Here is a 15,529-nt window from a genome sequence, read left to right on the forward strand (position 1 = left end):
GCGACACGTGCACGCGGTGGTTAGCCTTCGAGGTGTGACACAACCGCCGGACGAGTCGCCGACCCTGCGGCAGCCGGCCGAGCCCGGTTCCCCGACCTGGGTGGGATCGGCGTCCGTGCCGCCCGGCGGCTCCCGCCGGCGCCGGCAGTGGGAGGACACGCTCGACCTGCCGGTCGAGCCGCAGACGCTGCAGCAGCCGGCGGCTCCGCCGCAGCCCGAGATCCGGTACATCCCGGTGCCGGTGCCCAGCCACCCGCACGCCGGCTACGGCCCCCTGCCGCACGGCTACCGTCCACCGCCGCCCGGCTACGCCCCTCCCCCGCCCGTTTACCGGCGGCGCCGGAGGAAGTGGCCGTGGGTGCTGCTGTTCCTGTTCGCGCTGTGCGCGGGCTGCTGCGGCGGCTCGTATGCGTGGGCCCGCCCGTACTGGGTGCAGTACCCGGCGTCGGTCGACACCGCGGCGACGGTCCCCGGCCTGACCCGGACCGACGACGCGGCGGCGAAGAAGACTGCCGAGCAGCTGCGGACGTCGCTGACCTCGGACCACCTCGACGAGAGCGGCTTCACGGTGACGTACCAGGACGCCGCGAACCGGCAGCAGCGGGTGATCGTCTTCGGCGCGACCCGGTTCATCACCGACCCGGCGCGTGACCTGGACGCGAGCATCCGCAAGCTGGGCACCAAGATCCAGATCTCGGACGTGCGGAAGGTCGACCCGGGCGTCTTCGGCGGTGAGCAGCGCTGCGCCGCCTCCCGCATGGACGGCCGCTCGGCCGCCGTCTGCGGCTGGTCCGACCACGGCGTGATCGCGATCGCCGTCTTCACCGGTAAGTCGGTCGACCAGGCCGCCGCGACGACCCGGAACCTACGCGGATCGATCGTCCGCCGTGACTGACCGCCCCGCGACGTCCACCGTCCACAGCGCCGAGGTCGGCAGGCGGGTCAGTCCGCCGGGGTTCCGGCGCCCTTGTGGCCGTTGGCGTCGGCCAGCTGGTCCGGCCGCTTCGGAGCGTACCGCCCGACGTACTCCTGGCCGGTGAGCTGCTGGATCGCGTTCATCAGCTTCAGCGTGACCTCGCGCAGGCCCCGGCTGTCGACCTCGCCGCCCTGCCACTGGCTCAGGTCCAGCGGCTCGCCGACGCGGACCTCCACCTGCGGGCCCAGCCTGGGCAGCGAGGCGCCGATCGGCTGGACCTTGTCCATCCCGATCAGGCCGATCGGGATGATCGGTGCCGGCGCGTCCAGCGCCAGCTTCGCCACACCCGGCCGGCCGCGGTAGAGCCGGCCGTCCGTCGAGCGGGTGCCCTCCGGGAAGATGCCCAGGACGTGGCCGGCGCGCAGGACCGGCAGGGCCGCGTCGAGGGCCAGCAGGCTGGCCCGGCCGCCGGAGCGGTCGACGGGGATCTGGTTCAGCCCGTACATGATCTGGCGCATCACGGCGCCCTTGACACCAGGCCCGCGGAAATACTGGTCCTTGGCCAGGAAGTAGACGTTGCGCGGCATCAACGCGCCCATCATCACCGAGTCGATCACCGATTGGTGGTTACTCGCCAGGATGGCCGGGCCGGTCCGCGGCACGTTGTCCAGTCCGATGATCTTCGGTCGCCAGAACAGCCTCGTCGTTGGCGAGGCCACCATCTTGCCGATCGCATAGAGCGCGGACAAATGCCCTCCACCAGGCTGAACAGACGATGCCGCGCACACTCTAACCGGCGCCGACCCTCCGGTCAGCCGGAGATGTCTCCGGCGTGTGCAACACCACCCGGCGTGCTCACGACGCGACGAGCACGAGCGCGGTCGCGGCGAGGCCGAGCCCGGCGAGTTGGACCGGGCGCATGCGTTCCCGGTCGATGAGCATCGCCAGCAGTACGGTCGTCACGGGGTAGAGCGAGGCGACCGGCGCGATGATGCTCAGGTCGCCGCGCTGCACCGCGAGGAGGTAGAGCGCGTTGGCGGACATGTCCAGCGCGCCGGCGAGCACCAGCCAGCGCAGTGGCGCGCCACCCGGCCATGGCGCGCCCGCCCGGATCCGCCGCAGCGCCGGGAACGCGCCGACGGCGAGGGCGGCCAGCTGGGCGCCGACGATGGGCCAGAGGCCGCTGCCCTCACCGGCCTGCGACAGGCAGGTGAAGAACAGCCCGAATGCGGTGCCCGACACGAGCGCCAGCACGACGAGTCGCCTGGTGACCGGCCCGCCACTGCCGCCCGGCGCCAGGCTGACCAGGCCGATCGCGACGATCGCGCAGCCCGCGCCGGCGAGTGCGACCGCGCCGGGGCGCTCACCGGAGACGAGGCCGACGACGAGCGGCAGCAGGGCGCTGGTGACAGCGCTGACCGGCGCGACGACGGCCATCGCGCCGCCGGCGAGAGCGCGGTAGAACACGAACATGCCGAGCACGCCCAGGATGCCGGCGGCGCCGCCCCAGGCGAGCACCTCCGGCCGGACGGCCGCGGGCATGAGCACGAGATAGAGCAGGAGCAGCGGCAGGCTGGCCGCCTTCGACAGCACGACCACGAGCAGCGCGTCGGACCGCTGGCTGGCCTTGCCGCCGGAGAAGTCGCCGACGCCCCAGACCAGCCCCGACACCGCGGCGAGCAAAATTCCGATCATGCCAACCGCTCGACAGTCACGGAGGTGGCGTCGAGCAGCGAGACGAGCATGGCCGCCGCCGGCTCCAGGTCGACGTCGAGGCCCTCGAGCAGGAACACGGCATTCGTGGTCGCGTCCGTGAGCGCGGTCCGGCGGCCCTGGCGCCAGTTCCACCGGCGGCAGGTGACCGCGACGTCGTCGCGCCAGATCACCTCGCCCGGCTCCGGCGACTCGACCACCGGCGCGCCGTCCTTGACCGTGTCGAACTTCTCGTCGCCGGTCGCCCGGACCAGCCGCTCGGTCCCGACCAGCGCGGCACGGTCCTCGCCGCCGATCGGCACGGCGAAGCGGATGCTCACCGCGTTGTACGCGTCGACGAGCCGGTTGACCGCCGGCAGGTCACCCCGCGCGGCCCGCTTGCGCAGCGCCTCCGCCGAGCACGGGGTGCGCTGCGGCTTGGCGCCGAACGCACGGTACACGTCGCGCCAGGCCTCCAGGTGGGGATGCGGCGCGGTCGGGTCGCCGGCCGCGGCGACGGCGTCACGCAGCACCGAAGGGTCGCTCGGGCCGTTGCGCAGCCCGTCGGCGAGCACCGCGAGCACGGTAGCCTCATGGCCCACGGAACGGCACAGCTCGAGCACTTCATCGGCGATGGTGAACACGCCCTAGTCGTACCACAATATTGACCGTGGAGGAAAATATTTTGACCGCCACCCCCGAGCAGGCTGCCCAGGAGGCGATCGCCCGGCACGTCAAACTGCTGCGGCAGGGCCGTCGCTGGTCCCTCGACGAGTTGGCCAGCCGCTCGGGTGTGAGCAAGGGCATGCTCGTGCAGATCGAGGGCGCCCGCACCAACCCGAGCATCGGCACGCTGTGCCGGATCGCCGAGTCGTTCGGGGTGAGCATCGGCCGGCTGCTGGAGGCGACGGCCGAGCCGACGGTGCGGATCGTGGCCGCCGACGAGCCGCCGGTCCTGTGGCGGGGCGCCGCCGGCGGCACCGGACGGCTGCTGCGCGGGGTCAACGACCCGGCGTTCGTGGAGGTCTGGGAGTGGCGCATCGCGCCCGGCGAGGACCACGACTCCGGCGACCACACGCCCCGGACCCGCGAGATCATCCAGATCCGCCGGGGCACGCTGATCGTCACGGTCGACGGCACCGACCACACCGTGCAGCAGGGCGAGACGATCGACTTCCGCGCGGACCGCCCCCACTCCTACCGGAACCCCGGCGACGTGGAGGCGGTCCTCACGATGGTGGTGGTCATGCCCGAGGGCGAGCACGACCGCCGCCCCACCCCTCCCCCATCGCGCCGTTAATTCGGCCGCGATCTTGGAGTTGTGGTCCCGGACTTGCCCGAAATAACGGCATAAAGTCGGGACCACAACTCCAAGATCGCGGGGAAATGAGGCAGGGCGCGCGGGCTATGAGACCTGCGTGACCTGCACGCGGACCGGGGCGCCCTCGCCGACCTCGCCGCCGAAGCCGGCGTCCGCCGGCACGGTGCCCAGCGTCACCGCGTCGGCCAGCGTCTCGCCCGCGACGAACGTCGAGTGCACGGCCAGGGCGTCGGCGACCGACTGCGGGCCGTCGACCACGACGGTGATGCGGTCCGAGACGTTCAGGTCCGCGTCGCGCCGCGCCTGCTGCACGACCCGCACCAGGTCCCGGGCCAGCCCCTCGGCCGCCAGTTCCGGCGTGACCGTGCTGTCCAGCACGACCACACCCTCGCCGCCGGGCAGGGGCGCCGATTGCGACGGGTCGGCGGCGACCAGCTTCAGGTCGTACTCGCCTTCCTGCAGGTCGACGCCGCCGGCCACGACCTTGCCGTCGACCAGGCCCCAGTCGCCCGCCTTCACCGCCTTGATCACCTGCTGGACCTCCTTGCCCAGCCGGGGACCGAGCACCCGGGGCACGAGCGTGAGCACCCGCGAGCAGTGGGCCGCGACGTCGTCGGTGAAGTCGACCGCCTTGACGTTGACCTCGTCGGCCACCAGCGCGGCGAACGGGCGCAGCGCGGCGGCGGTCGGGGTGGCCACCGTCAGGGTCGCGAGCGGCAGCCGGACCCGCAGCCCGCGCGCCTTGCGCAGCGACAGCGCCGCCGAGCAGACGTCGCGCACCGCGTCCATGTTGGCCACCAGCTCGTGGTCGGCCGGGAACTCGTCCGCGGACGGCCAGTCGGTCAGGTGCACGGAACGCTCGCCGGTCAGACCCCGGTAGATCTCCTCCGCCGTCAGCGGCGCCAGCGGCGCGACGACCCGGGTCAGCGTCGACAGCACCGTGAACAGCGTGTCGAACGCGTCGTGGTCGCCCGACCAGAAGCGGTCGCGGGAGCGGCGCACGTACCAGTTCGTGAGCGCGTCCAGGTAGGAGCGCACCGTCCCCGCCGCGCCGGACAGGTCGTAGGCGTCGAGCTGCCGCTCGACCGTGGCCACCAGCTCGCCCGTCTTCGCCAGCACGTACCGGTCCAGCAGGTCCGCGCTGTCGGTCCGCCGCCGCGCGGTGTAGCCGTCGGCGTTGGCGTAGAGCGAGAAGAAGTACCACACGTTCCACAGCGGCAGCAGGACCTGCCGGACCGCGTCGCGGATGCCGACCTCGGTGACCGGCATGTCACCGCCGCGCAGCACCGGCGAGGCGACCAGGAACCAGCGCATGGCGTCCGAGCCGTACTCGTCGAACACCCGGTAGACGTCCGGGTAGTTGCGCAGGCTCTTGGACATCTTGCGCCCGTCCTCGCCGAGCAGGATGCCGTGGCTGACGCAGTTGCGGAACGCGGGCCGGTCGAACAGCGCCGTGGCCAGCACGTGCATGGTGTAGAACCAGCCGCGGGTCTGCCCGATGTACTCGACGATGAAGTCACCCGGGTAGTGGTGCTCGAACCACTCGGCGTTCTCGAACGGGTAGTGCACCTGGGCGAACGGCATCGACCCCGACTCGAACCAGCAGTCCAGCACCTCCGGCACCCGGCGCATCACGGACTGCCCGGTCGGGTCGTCCGGATTGGGCCGGGTGAGGTTGTCGATCTCGGGCCGGTGCAGGTCGGACGGGCGCACGCCGAAGTCGCGCTCGAGCTCGTCGAGCGAGCCGTAGACGTCGACCCGCGGGTACTGCGGGTCGTCCGACTTCCACACCGGGATCGGCGATCCCCAGAACCGGTTCCGGCTGATCGACCAGTCGCGGGCGTTGGCCAGCCACTTGCCGAACGAGCCGTCCTTGATGTGCTCCGGCGTCCAGGTGATCTGCTGGTTGAGCTCCACCATCCGGTCGCGGAACTGCGACACGGCGACGAACCACGACGACACCGCCTTGTAGACCAGCGGCGTGTCGCAGCGCCAGCAGTGCGGATACGAGTGGGTGTAGGAGTCGTGCCGCACGACCACGCCGGCCGCCTTGAGGTCGCGGATCACCGGCTTGTTGGCCTCGAAGACCTGCAGCCCCTGGTAGGCGGGCACCAGCGAGGTGAACCGGGTGTGCTCGTCGACGGTCACCACCGTGGGGATGCCGACCGACGCGCACGCGTTCTGGTCGTCCTCGCCGAAGGCGGGCGCCAGGTGCACGACACCGGTGCCGTCCTCGGTCGTGACGAAGTCCGCGCCGATGATCTGGAAGGCGTTGGGCGTGTCCGCGAGGAAGTCGAAGAGGGGTGTGTACCTCCTGCCGACAAGCTCGGCGCCGCGGACCGACCCGACGCGGGTCGCGTTCGCCAGCTCCTTCTCGTAGGCGGCCACGCGCGAGTCGGCGAGGATGTAGCGGACGCCGTCCTCCTCGAAGACCGCGTATTCGATCTCCGGGCCGACCGCGATCCCCAGGTTTGACGGCAGGGTCCACGGCGTGGTCGTCCAGACGAGGATCCGCTCACCGGTCTCCAGCTGGAACGCGACGGTCAGCGCCGGGTCCTGCCGGTCGCGGTAGACGTCCTCGTCCATGCGCAGCTCGGTGTTGGACAGTGGCGTCTCGCAGCGCCAGCAGTACGCGAGCACCCGGAAGCCCTCGTAGACCAGACCCTTGTCGTGCAGGGTCTTGAACGCCCACATGACGCTTTCCATGTAGTCCAGGTCGAGCGTCTTGTAGTCGTTGGTGAAGTCCACCCACCGCGCCTGCCGGGTGACGTAGCGCTCCCACTCGCTGGTGTAGCGCAGCACCGACTCCTTGGTGGCCGCGTTGAACTTGTCGACGCCGAGCTGGAGGATCTCGGCCTTGGTCGTGATGCCGAGCTGCTTCTCCGCCTCGACCTCGGCGGGCAGGCCGTGACAGTCCCAGCCGAACCGGCGCTCGACGCGGAAGCCCTTCATGGTCTTGTACCGCGGGACGACGTCCTTCGCGTAGCCGGTGAGCAGGTGGCCGTAGTGCGGCAGGCCGTTGGCGAAGGGCGGGCCGTCGTAGAACACGAACTCGTTCGAGCCGTTCACCCCGGCGTCGCGCTGGTCGACCGAGGCCTCGAACGTCCCGTCCTGGTCCCAGTAGTCCAGGACCTCGCGCTCGACCTCCGGCAGGTTGGGGCTCGCCGGGACGCCCGCACCGGTCTTGTGCATGGGGTAGGCCATCGGGGGCCACTCTCCTCGCGTGGTCTGCAGTTGCCTGTCCACGCGGGGACGAACCCGTCACCGGGTCCGCGGTACCACCCCGCTTGCCGCCGATGGTGCTTGGCGGCCGCTCGTTGGCCGGCTGTGACGGGCCGGTCCCGTCCGGTTCTACTGAGGCCGCGGTCTTTTCCGACGCCCGGCCCGTTCTTCCGGAGGCTCGCCGGTGATGGCCGGGTCGATGCCTGTACACCGAGGATAGCGCGCCACCGGAACCCGATTTCCCCGGTGCCATAAGAAATAGTAAAGAAACCTTGACATTAAATCCGGGCTCCGGTTACGTGGGGGCACACGTCGACGCCCATCGACGCCACCCCCACCTGGAGCCATCATGCGTCCACGCAAGATTGCCCTGCTGGCGGGCTCCGGCGCGGCCGTCCTGACCCTCGCCGGGGTCGCGATCGCCATGCCGGCCTCCGCCGCCGAACTGCTCACCAACCCCGGCTTCGAGGCCGGCAACACCTCGGGCTGGACGTGCGAGGCGTCGACCTCGGCCACCTCCGGCGCGGCCCGCACCGGGTCGTGGAAGCTCACCGGCACCCCGGGCGGCGGCACCGCGCGGTGCTCCCAGACGGTGTCCGTCCAGCCCAACACGAAGTACACGTTCTCGGCCTACGTGAACGGCTCCTACGTGTTCATCGGGGCCACCGGCGGCGTCGACGCCAGCACCTGGACCCCCGGCACGAACGGCGCCTACGCACCGCTGTCGGTCTCGTTCACCACCACCGCCGGCCAGACCTCGGCCGTCGTCTACGTCCACGGGTGGTACGGGCAGCCGGCGTACGCGGCCGACGACTTCTCCCTCAGCGGCCCGGGCGGCACGCCGACCACCGCCGCGCCGACCTCCGCGTCGCCGTCGCCCTCGCGGTCCGCGTCGCCGTCGGCCTCCCCCTCACGGTCGCCGTCGTCGTCACCGTCCACGTCCCCGTCGACCTCCCAACCGCCGACCGGCCCGCTGCCGAAGCACTTCCTGACCGGGTACTGGCAGGACTTCGTCAACAGCGCCGCCAAGCTGCGCCTGCGGGACGTCCCGGCGGAGTACGACCTGATCGCCGTCGCGTTCGCGGAGACCGGCTCCCAGCCGGGCCAGCTGACCTTCCAGGTCGACCCGGGCCTGGCGTCCGCCCTCGGCGGCTACACCGACGCCGACTTCCGGGCCGACATCGCGACCCTGCACTCGCGCGGCAAGAAGGTCATCCTGTCCGTCGGCGGCGAGGCCGGCCGGGTGACCGTCGGCGACGCCACCGCGGCGACCAACTTCGCCAACAGCGCGTGGGCGCTGATGCAGCAGTACGGCTTCGACGGCATCGACATCGACCTCGAGAACGGGCTGAACCCGACGTACATGGCGCAGGCCCTGCGCTCGCTGCGGACCAAGGCCGGGGCGAACCTCATCATCACGATGGCGCCGCAGACGATCGACATGCAGTCCACGGGCAGCAGCTACTTCGCCCTCGCCCTGTCGATCAAGGACATCCTGACGGTCGTCTACACGCAGTTCTACAACAGCGGCAGCATGCTCGGGTGCGACCAGATGCAGGCGTACTCGCAGGGCACGGTCAACTTCATCACCGCGCTGTCCTGCATCCAACTGGAGAACGGGCTGCGCCCCGACCAGGTCGCCGTCGGCCTGCCGGCCGGACCGGGCGCCGCGGGCGGCGGGGTGGTCTCCCCGACGATCGTCAACCAGTCGCTGTCCTGCCTCGCGGTGGGCACCAGTTGCGGAAGCTTCAAGCCGCCGCGCACCTACCCCGGCATCCGCGGCGCGATGACCTGGTCGATCAACTGGGACGTCACCAACGGCAACAACTTCGCTCGCACCGTGAAGCCCCACCTGGCCACACTGCCGTAGCACCTAAGACCCGGTTCGTGGGGAGGGTAGCGGTTCCGCGGCCGACGTCGACAGCGGCCGCGGAACTGCCGCCCGTTCAAGAGCATTCCTCCACCAACACCGTGCGGGGGATGGGTGTCCCAGCACCCATCCCCCGCACGTCTGTCCGCGGTCAGCGGGTCAGCGGCCCGTGCCGAACGCCGGCGGCGGCGGGACCAGCGGCACCACCGAACCGGGCAGCACACCGGATCCGGCGGTCGTGGGAGCGGTGCCGGGCACCGTGCCGGCCGCGGTCGGGCCGGGGACGGGGTTCGTGGGCACCACCGTGCCGGGGAGCGTGCCGGCCACGGTCGGGCCGGGGACGGTCGCGGTGGGGTCGGTGGGCACCGGCTCGGTGGGGCAGATCGCGGTCGGGGTGGGTACCGCCATGCCGGTCACCGTCGGGTCGGGCTCAACCGTGTCTGTCGGGTTCGGCACGACCGTGTCGGTCGCGGTCGGGGTAGGTACCGCCACACCGGTCGCCGTCGGGCCGGGCTCAACCGTGTCGGTCGGGTCGGGCACGACCGTGTCGGTCGGGTTCGGCGCCGCCATGTCCGTCGCCGTCGGCAGCGGCTCGGCGGTGCCGGTCGGCAGCGGGGTGGAGCCGTTGATGTCGGGCGGGATGATGATCGGCGCGCCGGTGTCCGTCGGTGCCGGCGTCGCGGTCGCACACGGATCCGCGAAGATCCCGCCTCCGTCGGTGGGCGACGCCGTCGGATCGGGCGGAAGGGCGGTCGTCGGCAGCGTCCCCGGAATCGGCGGCAGCGTCTCACCGGCCGCCGCGGGCCGGGCCGTCTGCGCACCGGCGCTGGTCTGCTGCGCCACACCGGCGATCATCACCGCGAGAAATCCCACCGCGCCGACGACGACGGGTGTCCGGCGCCGCCGGCGGGTTTCACCCGGGTGATTCGACCGGTGCTCTGTCGGATTACTTTCGTCTGTGACTGGCATTTCGTCACACCCCCGTTGTTCTCGACTCACCCATCAGGCTTGCAACGCGGGTGGACGTACGGGCGGAAAGCCAGCATTTTCGAGCGGACTTCGCCGCTCTGTGCTATCAGTTCGCGAAGTCCGGGAACCAGAGGGCGATCTCGCGCTTGGCGCTGTCCGGAGAGTCCGAGGCGTGGACGAGGTTCTCGCGGTTCGACAGGGACAGGTCGCCGCGGATGCTGCCGGGGGCGGCCTTGCGCCCGTCCGTCGCGCCGATCAGCGTGCGGACCACGGAGACCGCCTCGTCGCCGGAGACGATCAGCGACACGAGCGGCCCGCCGGTCATGAACTCGCGCAGCGGCGGGTAGAAGTCGCGCTCCACGTGCTCCGCGTAGTGCTGGTCGGCGAGTGTGACGTCCATGGTGCGCAGGGTCATCGCGTCGATGGTCAGCCCTTTGCGCTCCAGCCGGGCGACGATCTCGCCGATGAGGCCCCGGCGTACTGCGTCCGGCTTGATGAGAACGAGCGTGCGCTCGGCCACGACGATCCTCCAAATAGGTTGGTACTTGCCGGGAGCCTACCCAGCGTCACCGTCCGCGCCCCGCCAGGGTGCCGGAGACTTTTGTTTCGGCGATGATCAGGCATAGCCTGATGTCAGTCGTCTGGGGAGGTCGACTTGCCGTCCAGCAATCGTGCGCCGTCGTCCGGCAGCAGGAGGCTCGCCATCGGGCTGCTCATTGTCGTGGGCGGTTTCCTGGCATTCTGCGGATTGGGCATGGCCGACCCTCTGGTGGTCGCGCTCGGCATTGTGCTGGCCGCTGTCGGCCCGGTCCTCATCGCGGTCCTCAATTCGCGCAACAAGGTGCGTCAGTACGTTTACGGGCAAGCGACCGTCGACGACATTTCCCCGCGGCCGACGATGGAGGGACGCACCGCCCGCGGCCGCGTCCGCCTCACCATCCGCGCGACCGGCATCAACGGCGTCGCCGTCTCGATCCACGATCCGGCCATCCCGTTGAACAAGTGGCCGGAGCCCGGCGCGATGCTGCCGGTGCGGGTGATCAAGGGCAACCCGCGCAAGGTGACCATCCAGTGGGACCGGGTGCAGACGCACCGGGAGGCCATGGAGTCCGAGCTGGACGAGCCGGTCGGCGCCGCGGCGACCGGCCCGGACCATTACTCGCTCGACGGCGACGAATACGGCTCCGACCCGCTGGACCTTCCGCCCGACGACCGCCCCACGCTGACCAACCTGCCGCCCATCACGGCGCCGATCGCCGAGCCGGCCCACCGGCCCACCGGCCGCACGACGGCGGTCGCGGAGCGGGCCTCCGCCCTGCGCGCCACGCCGGCCCCGCGCAGCGAGCCCGACCTCGACGCGCAGCCGGTGGCGGAGTCCCAGCCGGAGCCGGCCACCGGGTTGCCGCCCGGACCCGCGCCGGAGCACGAGACGGGGCTGCGGGTCGACGCGCCCACCGAGAAGGGCGGCTCGCCCAACGGGCCGATCGAGACCCGTGCGGCCCTCGGCAGTGTCGGCACCCCGGCCTCGGACGAGCCGGTTGTCGTCCGGCTGCCGTCGAAGCCGGTCTCCGGGGGCCCGCACCGCCGCCCGAGTCCCCGGCCGCACCGCCGCCCGGGGTCACCCGACCATTCCCACCGACCGGCGAAGGACGAGCCCGACCGCCTTGACCTGATCGGCACCGTGGCGGCCCCGGAGCAGTACACGGTTCCCGAGGGCGGCTCGCTCCTGGCCGCACCGGCCCAGTCCCCGGAGCCCGGGGCGCTGCCCGCGGACGCCCCGCCCGAAACGCCGGCCACCGACTCCGCCACCACGTCCGTCGACACCGAGCCGGCACCGGCCGAAATCGAGCCGGACGACGTGCCGCCCGCGGCCACCGACCCCGCCATCTCGACCACCGTCTCCGGCGAGACCGAGACGGCGCCCGCCGAGGCCGCGCCGGACCGGGGCCCCGACGCGTCGGCCGAAACCGTCCCGCCGGCCGTGCTCTCCTACCCGGATCGCGAGACCGAGCAGCCGCCCACCCGCGTGCCACGCCTGGACCGCTCGACCTTCCTGGCCGACGAGCCCACCGCCGAGACGGACATCGAGCAGGCCGGGCAGGCCGGCGAAGCGCCCGCGGAGGCCGCGCACGTGACCCCCGTCGAGACGCTCGAGGGCACCATCCTCGACGCGCCCCGCGACGACACCGGCACCGCCGACAACACCACGGACGACACGATCACCACGGACGAAGCGGCCCCGGCCGGCCAGCCGCCGGCCGCGAGCGGCACCGACCGGCCGGTGTCCGCCTGGAGCAACGGGCGGGGGCCGGTGCCGGTCGGCGCGGGACTGTACAGCGCACCCCCGATCTGGCCCGCACCGTCCCGCCGACCGGCGGACGACGACGAGGACGAGGCGGCGACGCCCGACCCGTATGCGACGGAGCACTACCTGCCCGAGGACCAGCTCGAGGAGCAGCCGCTGTCCGAGGGGGCCGTCGCCGAGTTCCTCGCGACCGCCCCGCGCCCACAGTCCATGCCGCTCAACGGGGTCAACGGCGTCAGCGTCACGCTGATCGTGTCCGACCTGCAGCGGTCCCGCCGGTTCTACCGCGACACGCTCGGGCTGACGGAGCTGGACAGCGGGGCGACCAGCGTGGTGCTCGCCACCGGCGACGCCCGGGTGGTGCTGCGCCGGGTCGCTGACATGCCGCCGGTGGACCGCCGGGTCGTCCACCTCAACCTCGAGGTGCCCGACGTCTACGAGGCCTACGAGCGGCTCCGCGAACAGGGCGTCGACTTCGTCCACCGGCCGCGGGTCGTGCCGCAGGGTGAGCAGTTGGAGCTGTGCTCGGCGACGTTCCGCGACCCCGACGGCCACGCGATCGCGCTGACCCGCTGGGAGCTTCGCCGCTGAGCAAGCGCTATTCGCAGTAGCGGCGCAGCGTCTCCTCGGCCTGGGCGCGCATCAGATCACGCAGTTCCGCCGGTTCGAGGACCTCGACGTCCGGCCCGAAGCGGCCCAGGTCGAACCGCGCGTGCTCGAACGACTCGATCGGCATGACGACCCGGACCCAGCCGTCCGCGTCCGGCTCACCGGCGGTCTCCCGCAGCGCCCGCTCCGCGACCGGCCCGAGCATCCACCACATGCCGGCGGCGCGCGGCCCGACCCGTACCGTCGCCACACCGCCGCTGTAGAGGGTCTGTTGCAGCCGGTCGGACCACTCCAGCCAGTACCGTCGCAGATCGAACCCCGGCGGGCGCTCGAAGTGTTCGTCGAGCACGGTCACCGCGTCGACGCGGGAGACGCGGTAGCCGTTGATGCGCCGGCGGCCATGGGCCACCAGGTACCACGCGGTGCCCTTGAGGACGAGGCCCAACGGTTCGAGGGTGCGCTCCACCTGGGTGTTGTCCCACTTCGTGTACCGCACGGCGATCCGCCGCTGCTCCCACAGCGCACCGGTGACGGCGTCGAGGTGCGACGGTGCCTCCGGGTCGCGGAACCAGCCGGGCGCGTCGACGTGGACCCGTTCCTGGATGCGCTCGGCCGTCGACCGCTGCTCCTGCGGCAGGGCCGCGAGCAGCTTGAGCCGGGCGGCCTCGAGCGTGGGGCCGAGCCCGAGGTGCGCGGCGGTCGCGCCGCTGCCGGTGAGGAACAGCGCGGCCGCCTCGTCGGTGGTGAGCCCGGTCAGGCTGGTGCGGTAGCCGTCGACGAGCTGATAGCCGCCGGCCGGACCGCGGTCGGCGTAGACCGGCACGCCGGACGCGGACAGCGCCTCGATGTCGCGGTAGACGGTGCGCACCGACACGTCGAGCTCGTCGGCGAGCTGCTGCGCGGTCAGCCGGCCGCGCGTCTGCAGCAGCAGGAGCGTCGACAGCAGCCGGCCGGCGCGCATCAGTCGGGTTTGTTGGCGTAGACCGACCTGCGCACGTACAGCACGTACAGCCAGGTCAACCCGAAGAGCGCCCCGAGCGCCACGAGCGACCAGTGCAGCACGCCGCCGGCCAGCAGGGCGACCTGGACGGCCAGCCCCGCGTACCAGGCCCAGGCGTGCCGCAGCAACCCGCAGAGGGCGAAGCTGACAACGGCGAGGGCGACGCACAACCAGATCGCGGCGGTGTTGTCGCCGTGACCGAGCTTGGCCAGCGGCAGCAGCGCCAGCAGGAGGACAACACCCTCGACGACAAGCGCCGCCGCCCCGACGCCGCGGACGGCGGCGCCCGGATTCTTCAGCCCGGCCGGGGTGCTCATCGTTTCAGCAGCCCTCGGGCGTCGGCGACCGTCACGACGGAGCCGGTGATGAGGATGCCGATCGTCCCGGGGACCGCGTTGTCGGACTCGGCGAGCGTCACCGCCGTGTCGATGGCGTCGGGGAAGTCGGCCACGACGTGCACCCGGTCCGGGCCGAAGATCTCGTCGGCGAGCGCGCCGAGCTGCGCCGCCGGCATCGCCCGCGGCGACGAGTTGCGGGTGATCACGACGCTCTCGGTGATCGGTTCCAGCAGCTCCAGCATGCCCTCGACATCCTTGTCGGCGAGGGCCGCGACGACCGCGACGAGCCCGCTGAACGCGAACTCCTCCGTGAGCGCCTTGACCGTCGCCTGCATGCCGGCGGCGTTGTGCGCGGCGTCGAGCAGGATCGGCGGCGAGTTGCGGATGCGCTCCAGGCGGCCGGGCGAGGTGGCACCGGCGAACCCTTCGCGGACGGCCTCGGCGTTGAGCGCCCGCTCCGTGCCGGCGCCGAGGAACGCCTCGACGGCGGCGAGCGCGACGGCCGCGTTCTGCGCCTGGTGCTCGCCGTGCAGCGGCAGGAAGATCCCCTCGTACACACCGGAGAGGCCCTGGAGCGTCAGCACCTGCCCGCCCACGGCCAGGTCGCGCTGGATCACGCCGAACTCGCGCCCCTCGCGGGCGATCGTCGCGCCGACCTCCGCGCAGCGCTCCAGGATCGGGCGCATCGCCTCCTCCGGCTGCAGGGCGCAGATCAGCGTCGATCCCTTGTGAACGATGCCGGCCTTGGCCAGGGCGATGTCCTCGATCGTGTCGCCGAGCCACTCGGTGTGGTCCAGGCCGATCGGTGTGATGACGGTGGTCTGCGCGTGCAGCACGTTGGTGGAGTCGTCGGCGCCGCCGAGGCCGACCTCGACCACGGCGACGTCGACGGGTGCGTCGGCGAACGCCGCGAACGCCATCGCCGTGGTCATGTCGAAGTACGTCAGCGGCTCGTTGCTGCGCGTGTCGAGGTATTCGGCGAGCGGTGCCACCTCCCCGTACACCTCGACGAACCGCTCCTCGCTGATCGGCTCGCCCTCGATGCTGATCCGCTCGGTGACGCTCTGCAGGTGCGGGCTGGTGTACCGCCCGGTCCGCAGCCCGTGCGCGCGCAGCAGCGAGTCGATCATCCGGGCCGTCGACGTCTTGCCGTTGGTGCCGGTGAGGTGGATCGCCGGATACGCCCGCTGCGGGCTGCCCAGCGAGTCGAGCAGCGCCTCGATCCGCCCCAGGTCGAAGACCATGCGGGTGAAGCCCCGCCCGAGCAGCGCCTGGTCGACCTCCGAA

Annotated in this window: 13 protein-coding genes; 4 read left to right on the top strand and 9 right to left on the bottom strand. The window is 71.9% G+C overall.

Annotated elements, in window-relative coordinates:
• The first annotated feature begins 34 nt into the window (after positions 1 to 34).
• Positions 35 to 895 (top strand): hypothetical protein, encoded by an 861-nt coding sequence (locus Dfulv_RS42165; RefSeq protein WP_259859424.1) that lies wholly within the window; start codon positions 35 to 37, stop codon positions 893 to 895.
• A gap of 47 nt (positions 896 to 942) precedes the next feature.
• Here Dfulv_RS42165 and Dfulv_RS42170 read toward each other — a convergent pair whose 3' ends face one another.
• The 3 genes from Dfulv_RS42170 to Dfulv_RS42180 all read right to left on the bottom strand — a co-directional run bounded on the left by Dfulv_RS42170 (position 943) and on the right by Dfulv_RS42180 (position 3,252).
• A complete protein-coding gene (locus Dfulv_RS42170; protein WP_259859425.1) occupies positions 943 to 1,665 on the bottom strand; it encodes a lysophospholipid acyltransferase family protein in 723 nt (240 codons plus the stop codon).
• A 106-nt stretch (positions 1,666 to 1,771) separates the two neighbouring features.
• On the bottom strand, positions 1,772 to 2,611 hold the full coding sequence (locus Dfulv_RS42175; RefSeq protein ID WP_259859426.1) for a DMT family transporter: 840 nt from the start codon (positions 2,609 to 2,611) through the stop codon (positions 1,772 to 1,774).
• A complete protein-coding gene (locus tag Dfulv_RS42180) occupies positions 2,608 to 3,252 on the bottom strand; it encodes a B3/B4 domain-containing protein (protein ID WP_259859427.1) in 645 nt (214 codons plus the stop codon). Before Dfulv_RS42180 ends, Dfulv_RS42175 begins: the two co-directional genes overlap by 4 nt.
• Before the next feature lie 26 nt (positions 3,253 to 3,278).
• On the opposite strand from Dfulv_RS42180, the gene Dfulv_RS42185 reads away from it, so the two are divergent.
• Positions 3,279 to 3,908: a helix-turn-helix domain-containing protein gene (locus Dfulv_RS42185; protein ID WP_259859428.1), complete on the top strand. Its 630-nt coding sequence runs from the start codon at positions 3,279 to 3,281 to the stop codon at positions 3,906 to 3,908.
• A gap of 105 nt (positions 3,909 to 4,013) precedes the next feature.
• Here the strand turns inward: Dfulv_RS42185 and ileS are convergent, their stop codons facing one another.
• Entirely contained in the window at positions 4,014 to 7,133 is a 3,120-nt protein-coding gene (ileS, locus tag Dfulv_RS42190; RefSeq protein WP_259859429.1) for an isoleucine--tRNA ligase, read from the bottom strand.
• 367 nt (positions 7,134 to 7,500) lie between these two features.
• Between ileS and Dfulv_RS42195 the strand changes: the two genes are divergently transcribed.
• Positions 7,501 to 9,021, top strand: a complete 1,521-nt coding sequence (locus tag Dfulv_RS42195) for a chitinase (RefSeq protein WP_259859430.1) — start codon at positions 7,501 to 7,503, stop codon at positions 9,019 to 9,021.
• A 159-nt stretch (positions 9,022 to 9,180) separates the two neighbouring features.
• On the opposite strand, the gene Dfulv_RS42200 is transcribed toward Dfulv_RS42195, so the two are convergent.
• Positions 9,181 to 9,894, bottom strand: a complete 714-nt coding sequence (locus Dfulv_RS42200; RefSeq protein ID WP_259859431.1) for a hypothetical protein — start codon at positions 9,892 to 9,894, stop codon at positions 9,181 to 9,183.
• A 202-nt stretch (positions 9,895 to 10,096) separates the two neighbouring features.
• The gene (ndk, locus tag Dfulv_RS42205; RefSeq protein WP_259859432.1) at positions 10,097 to 10,510 is read right to left on the bottom strand and encodes a nucleoside-diphosphate kinase; all 414 of its coding nucleotides are present in this window, start codon (positions 10,508 to 10,510) and stop codon (positions 10,097 to 10,099) included.
• Between the two features lie 234 nt (positions 10,511 to 10,744).
• Between ndk and Dfulv_RS42210 the strand changes: the two genes are divergently transcribed.
• Positions 10,745 to 12,886 (top strand): VOC family protein, encoded by a 2,142-nt coding sequence (locus Dfulv_RS42210; RefSeq protein WP_259859433.1) that lies wholly within the window; start codon positions 10,745 to 10,747, stop codon positions 12,884 to 12,886.
• Positions 12,887 to 12,893: 7 nt separating this feature from the next.
• On the opposite strand, the gene Dfulv_RS42215 is transcribed toward Dfulv_RS42210, so the two are convergent.
• Genes Dfulv_RS42215 through Dfulv_RS42225 form a run of 3 tightly spaced genes read right to left on the bottom strand, consistent with a single transcriptional unit; the run spans position 12,894 to position 15,486 of the window.
• Positions 12,894 to 13,865 carry a helix-turn-helix transcriptional regulator gene (locus Dfulv_RS42215; RefSeq protein WP_259859434.1) on the bottom strand — a complete coding sequence of 324 codons (972 nt, stop codon included), beginning with the start codon at positions 13,863 to 13,865 and terminating at the stop codon, positions 12,894 to 12,896.
• Entirely contained in the window at positions 13,865 to 14,221 is a 357-nt protein-coding gene (locus tag Dfulv_RS42220) for a DUF4233 domain-containing protein (protein ID WP_259859435.1), read from the bottom strand. The genes Dfulv_RS42215 and Dfulv_RS42220 overlap by 1 nt, the downstream gene beginning before the upstream one ends.
• On the bottom strand, positions 14,218 to 15,486 hold the full coding sequence (locus Dfulv_RS42225) for a bifunctional folylpolyglutamate synthase/dihydrofolate synthase (RefSeq protein WP_259869216.1): 1,269 nt from the start codon (positions 15,484 to 15,486) through the stop codon (positions 14,218 to 14,220). The genes Dfulv_RS42220 and Dfulv_RS42225 overlap by 4 nt, the downstream gene beginning before the upstream one ends.
• Positions 15,487 to 15,529: the final 43 nt, after the last annotated feature.

The organism is Dactylosporangium fulvum (genome assembly GCF_025137375.1).
Taxonomy (GTDB): Bacteria; Actinomycetota; Actinomycetes; order Mycobacteriales; family Micromonosporaceae; genus Dactylosporangium; species Dactylosporangium fulvum.

Coding starts and splice junctions, on each gene's coding strand:
- Dfulv_RS42195 (WP_259859430.1), top strand. CDS start 7,501: ATGCGTCCACGCAAGATTGCCCTGCTGGCGGGCTCCGGCGCGGCCGTC.
- Dfulv_RS42225 (WP_259869216.1), bottom strand. CDS start 15,486: ATGGTCTTCGACCTGGGGCGGATCGAGGCGCTGCTCGACTCGCTGGGC.
- Dfulv_RS42175 (WP_259859426.1), bottom strand. CDS start 2,611: ATGATCGGAATTTTGCTCGCCGCGGTGTCGGGGCTGGTCTGGGGCGTC.
- Dfulv_RS42220 (WP_259859435.1), bottom strand. CDS start 14,221: ATGAGCACCCCGGCCGGGCTGAAGAATCCGGGCGCCGCCGTCCGCGGC.
- Dfulv_RS42210 (WP_259859433.1), top strand. CDS start 10,745: ATGGCCGACCCTCTGGTGGTCGCGCTCGGCATTGTGCTGGCCGCTGTC.
- ileS (WP_259859429.1), bottom strand. CDS start 7,133: ATGGCCTACCCCATGCACAAGACCGGTGCGGGCGTCCCGGCGAGCCCC.
- Dfulv_RS42215 (WP_259859434.1), bottom strand. CDS start 13,865: ATGCGCGCCGGCCGGCTGCTGTCGACGCTCCTGCTGCTGCAGACGCGC.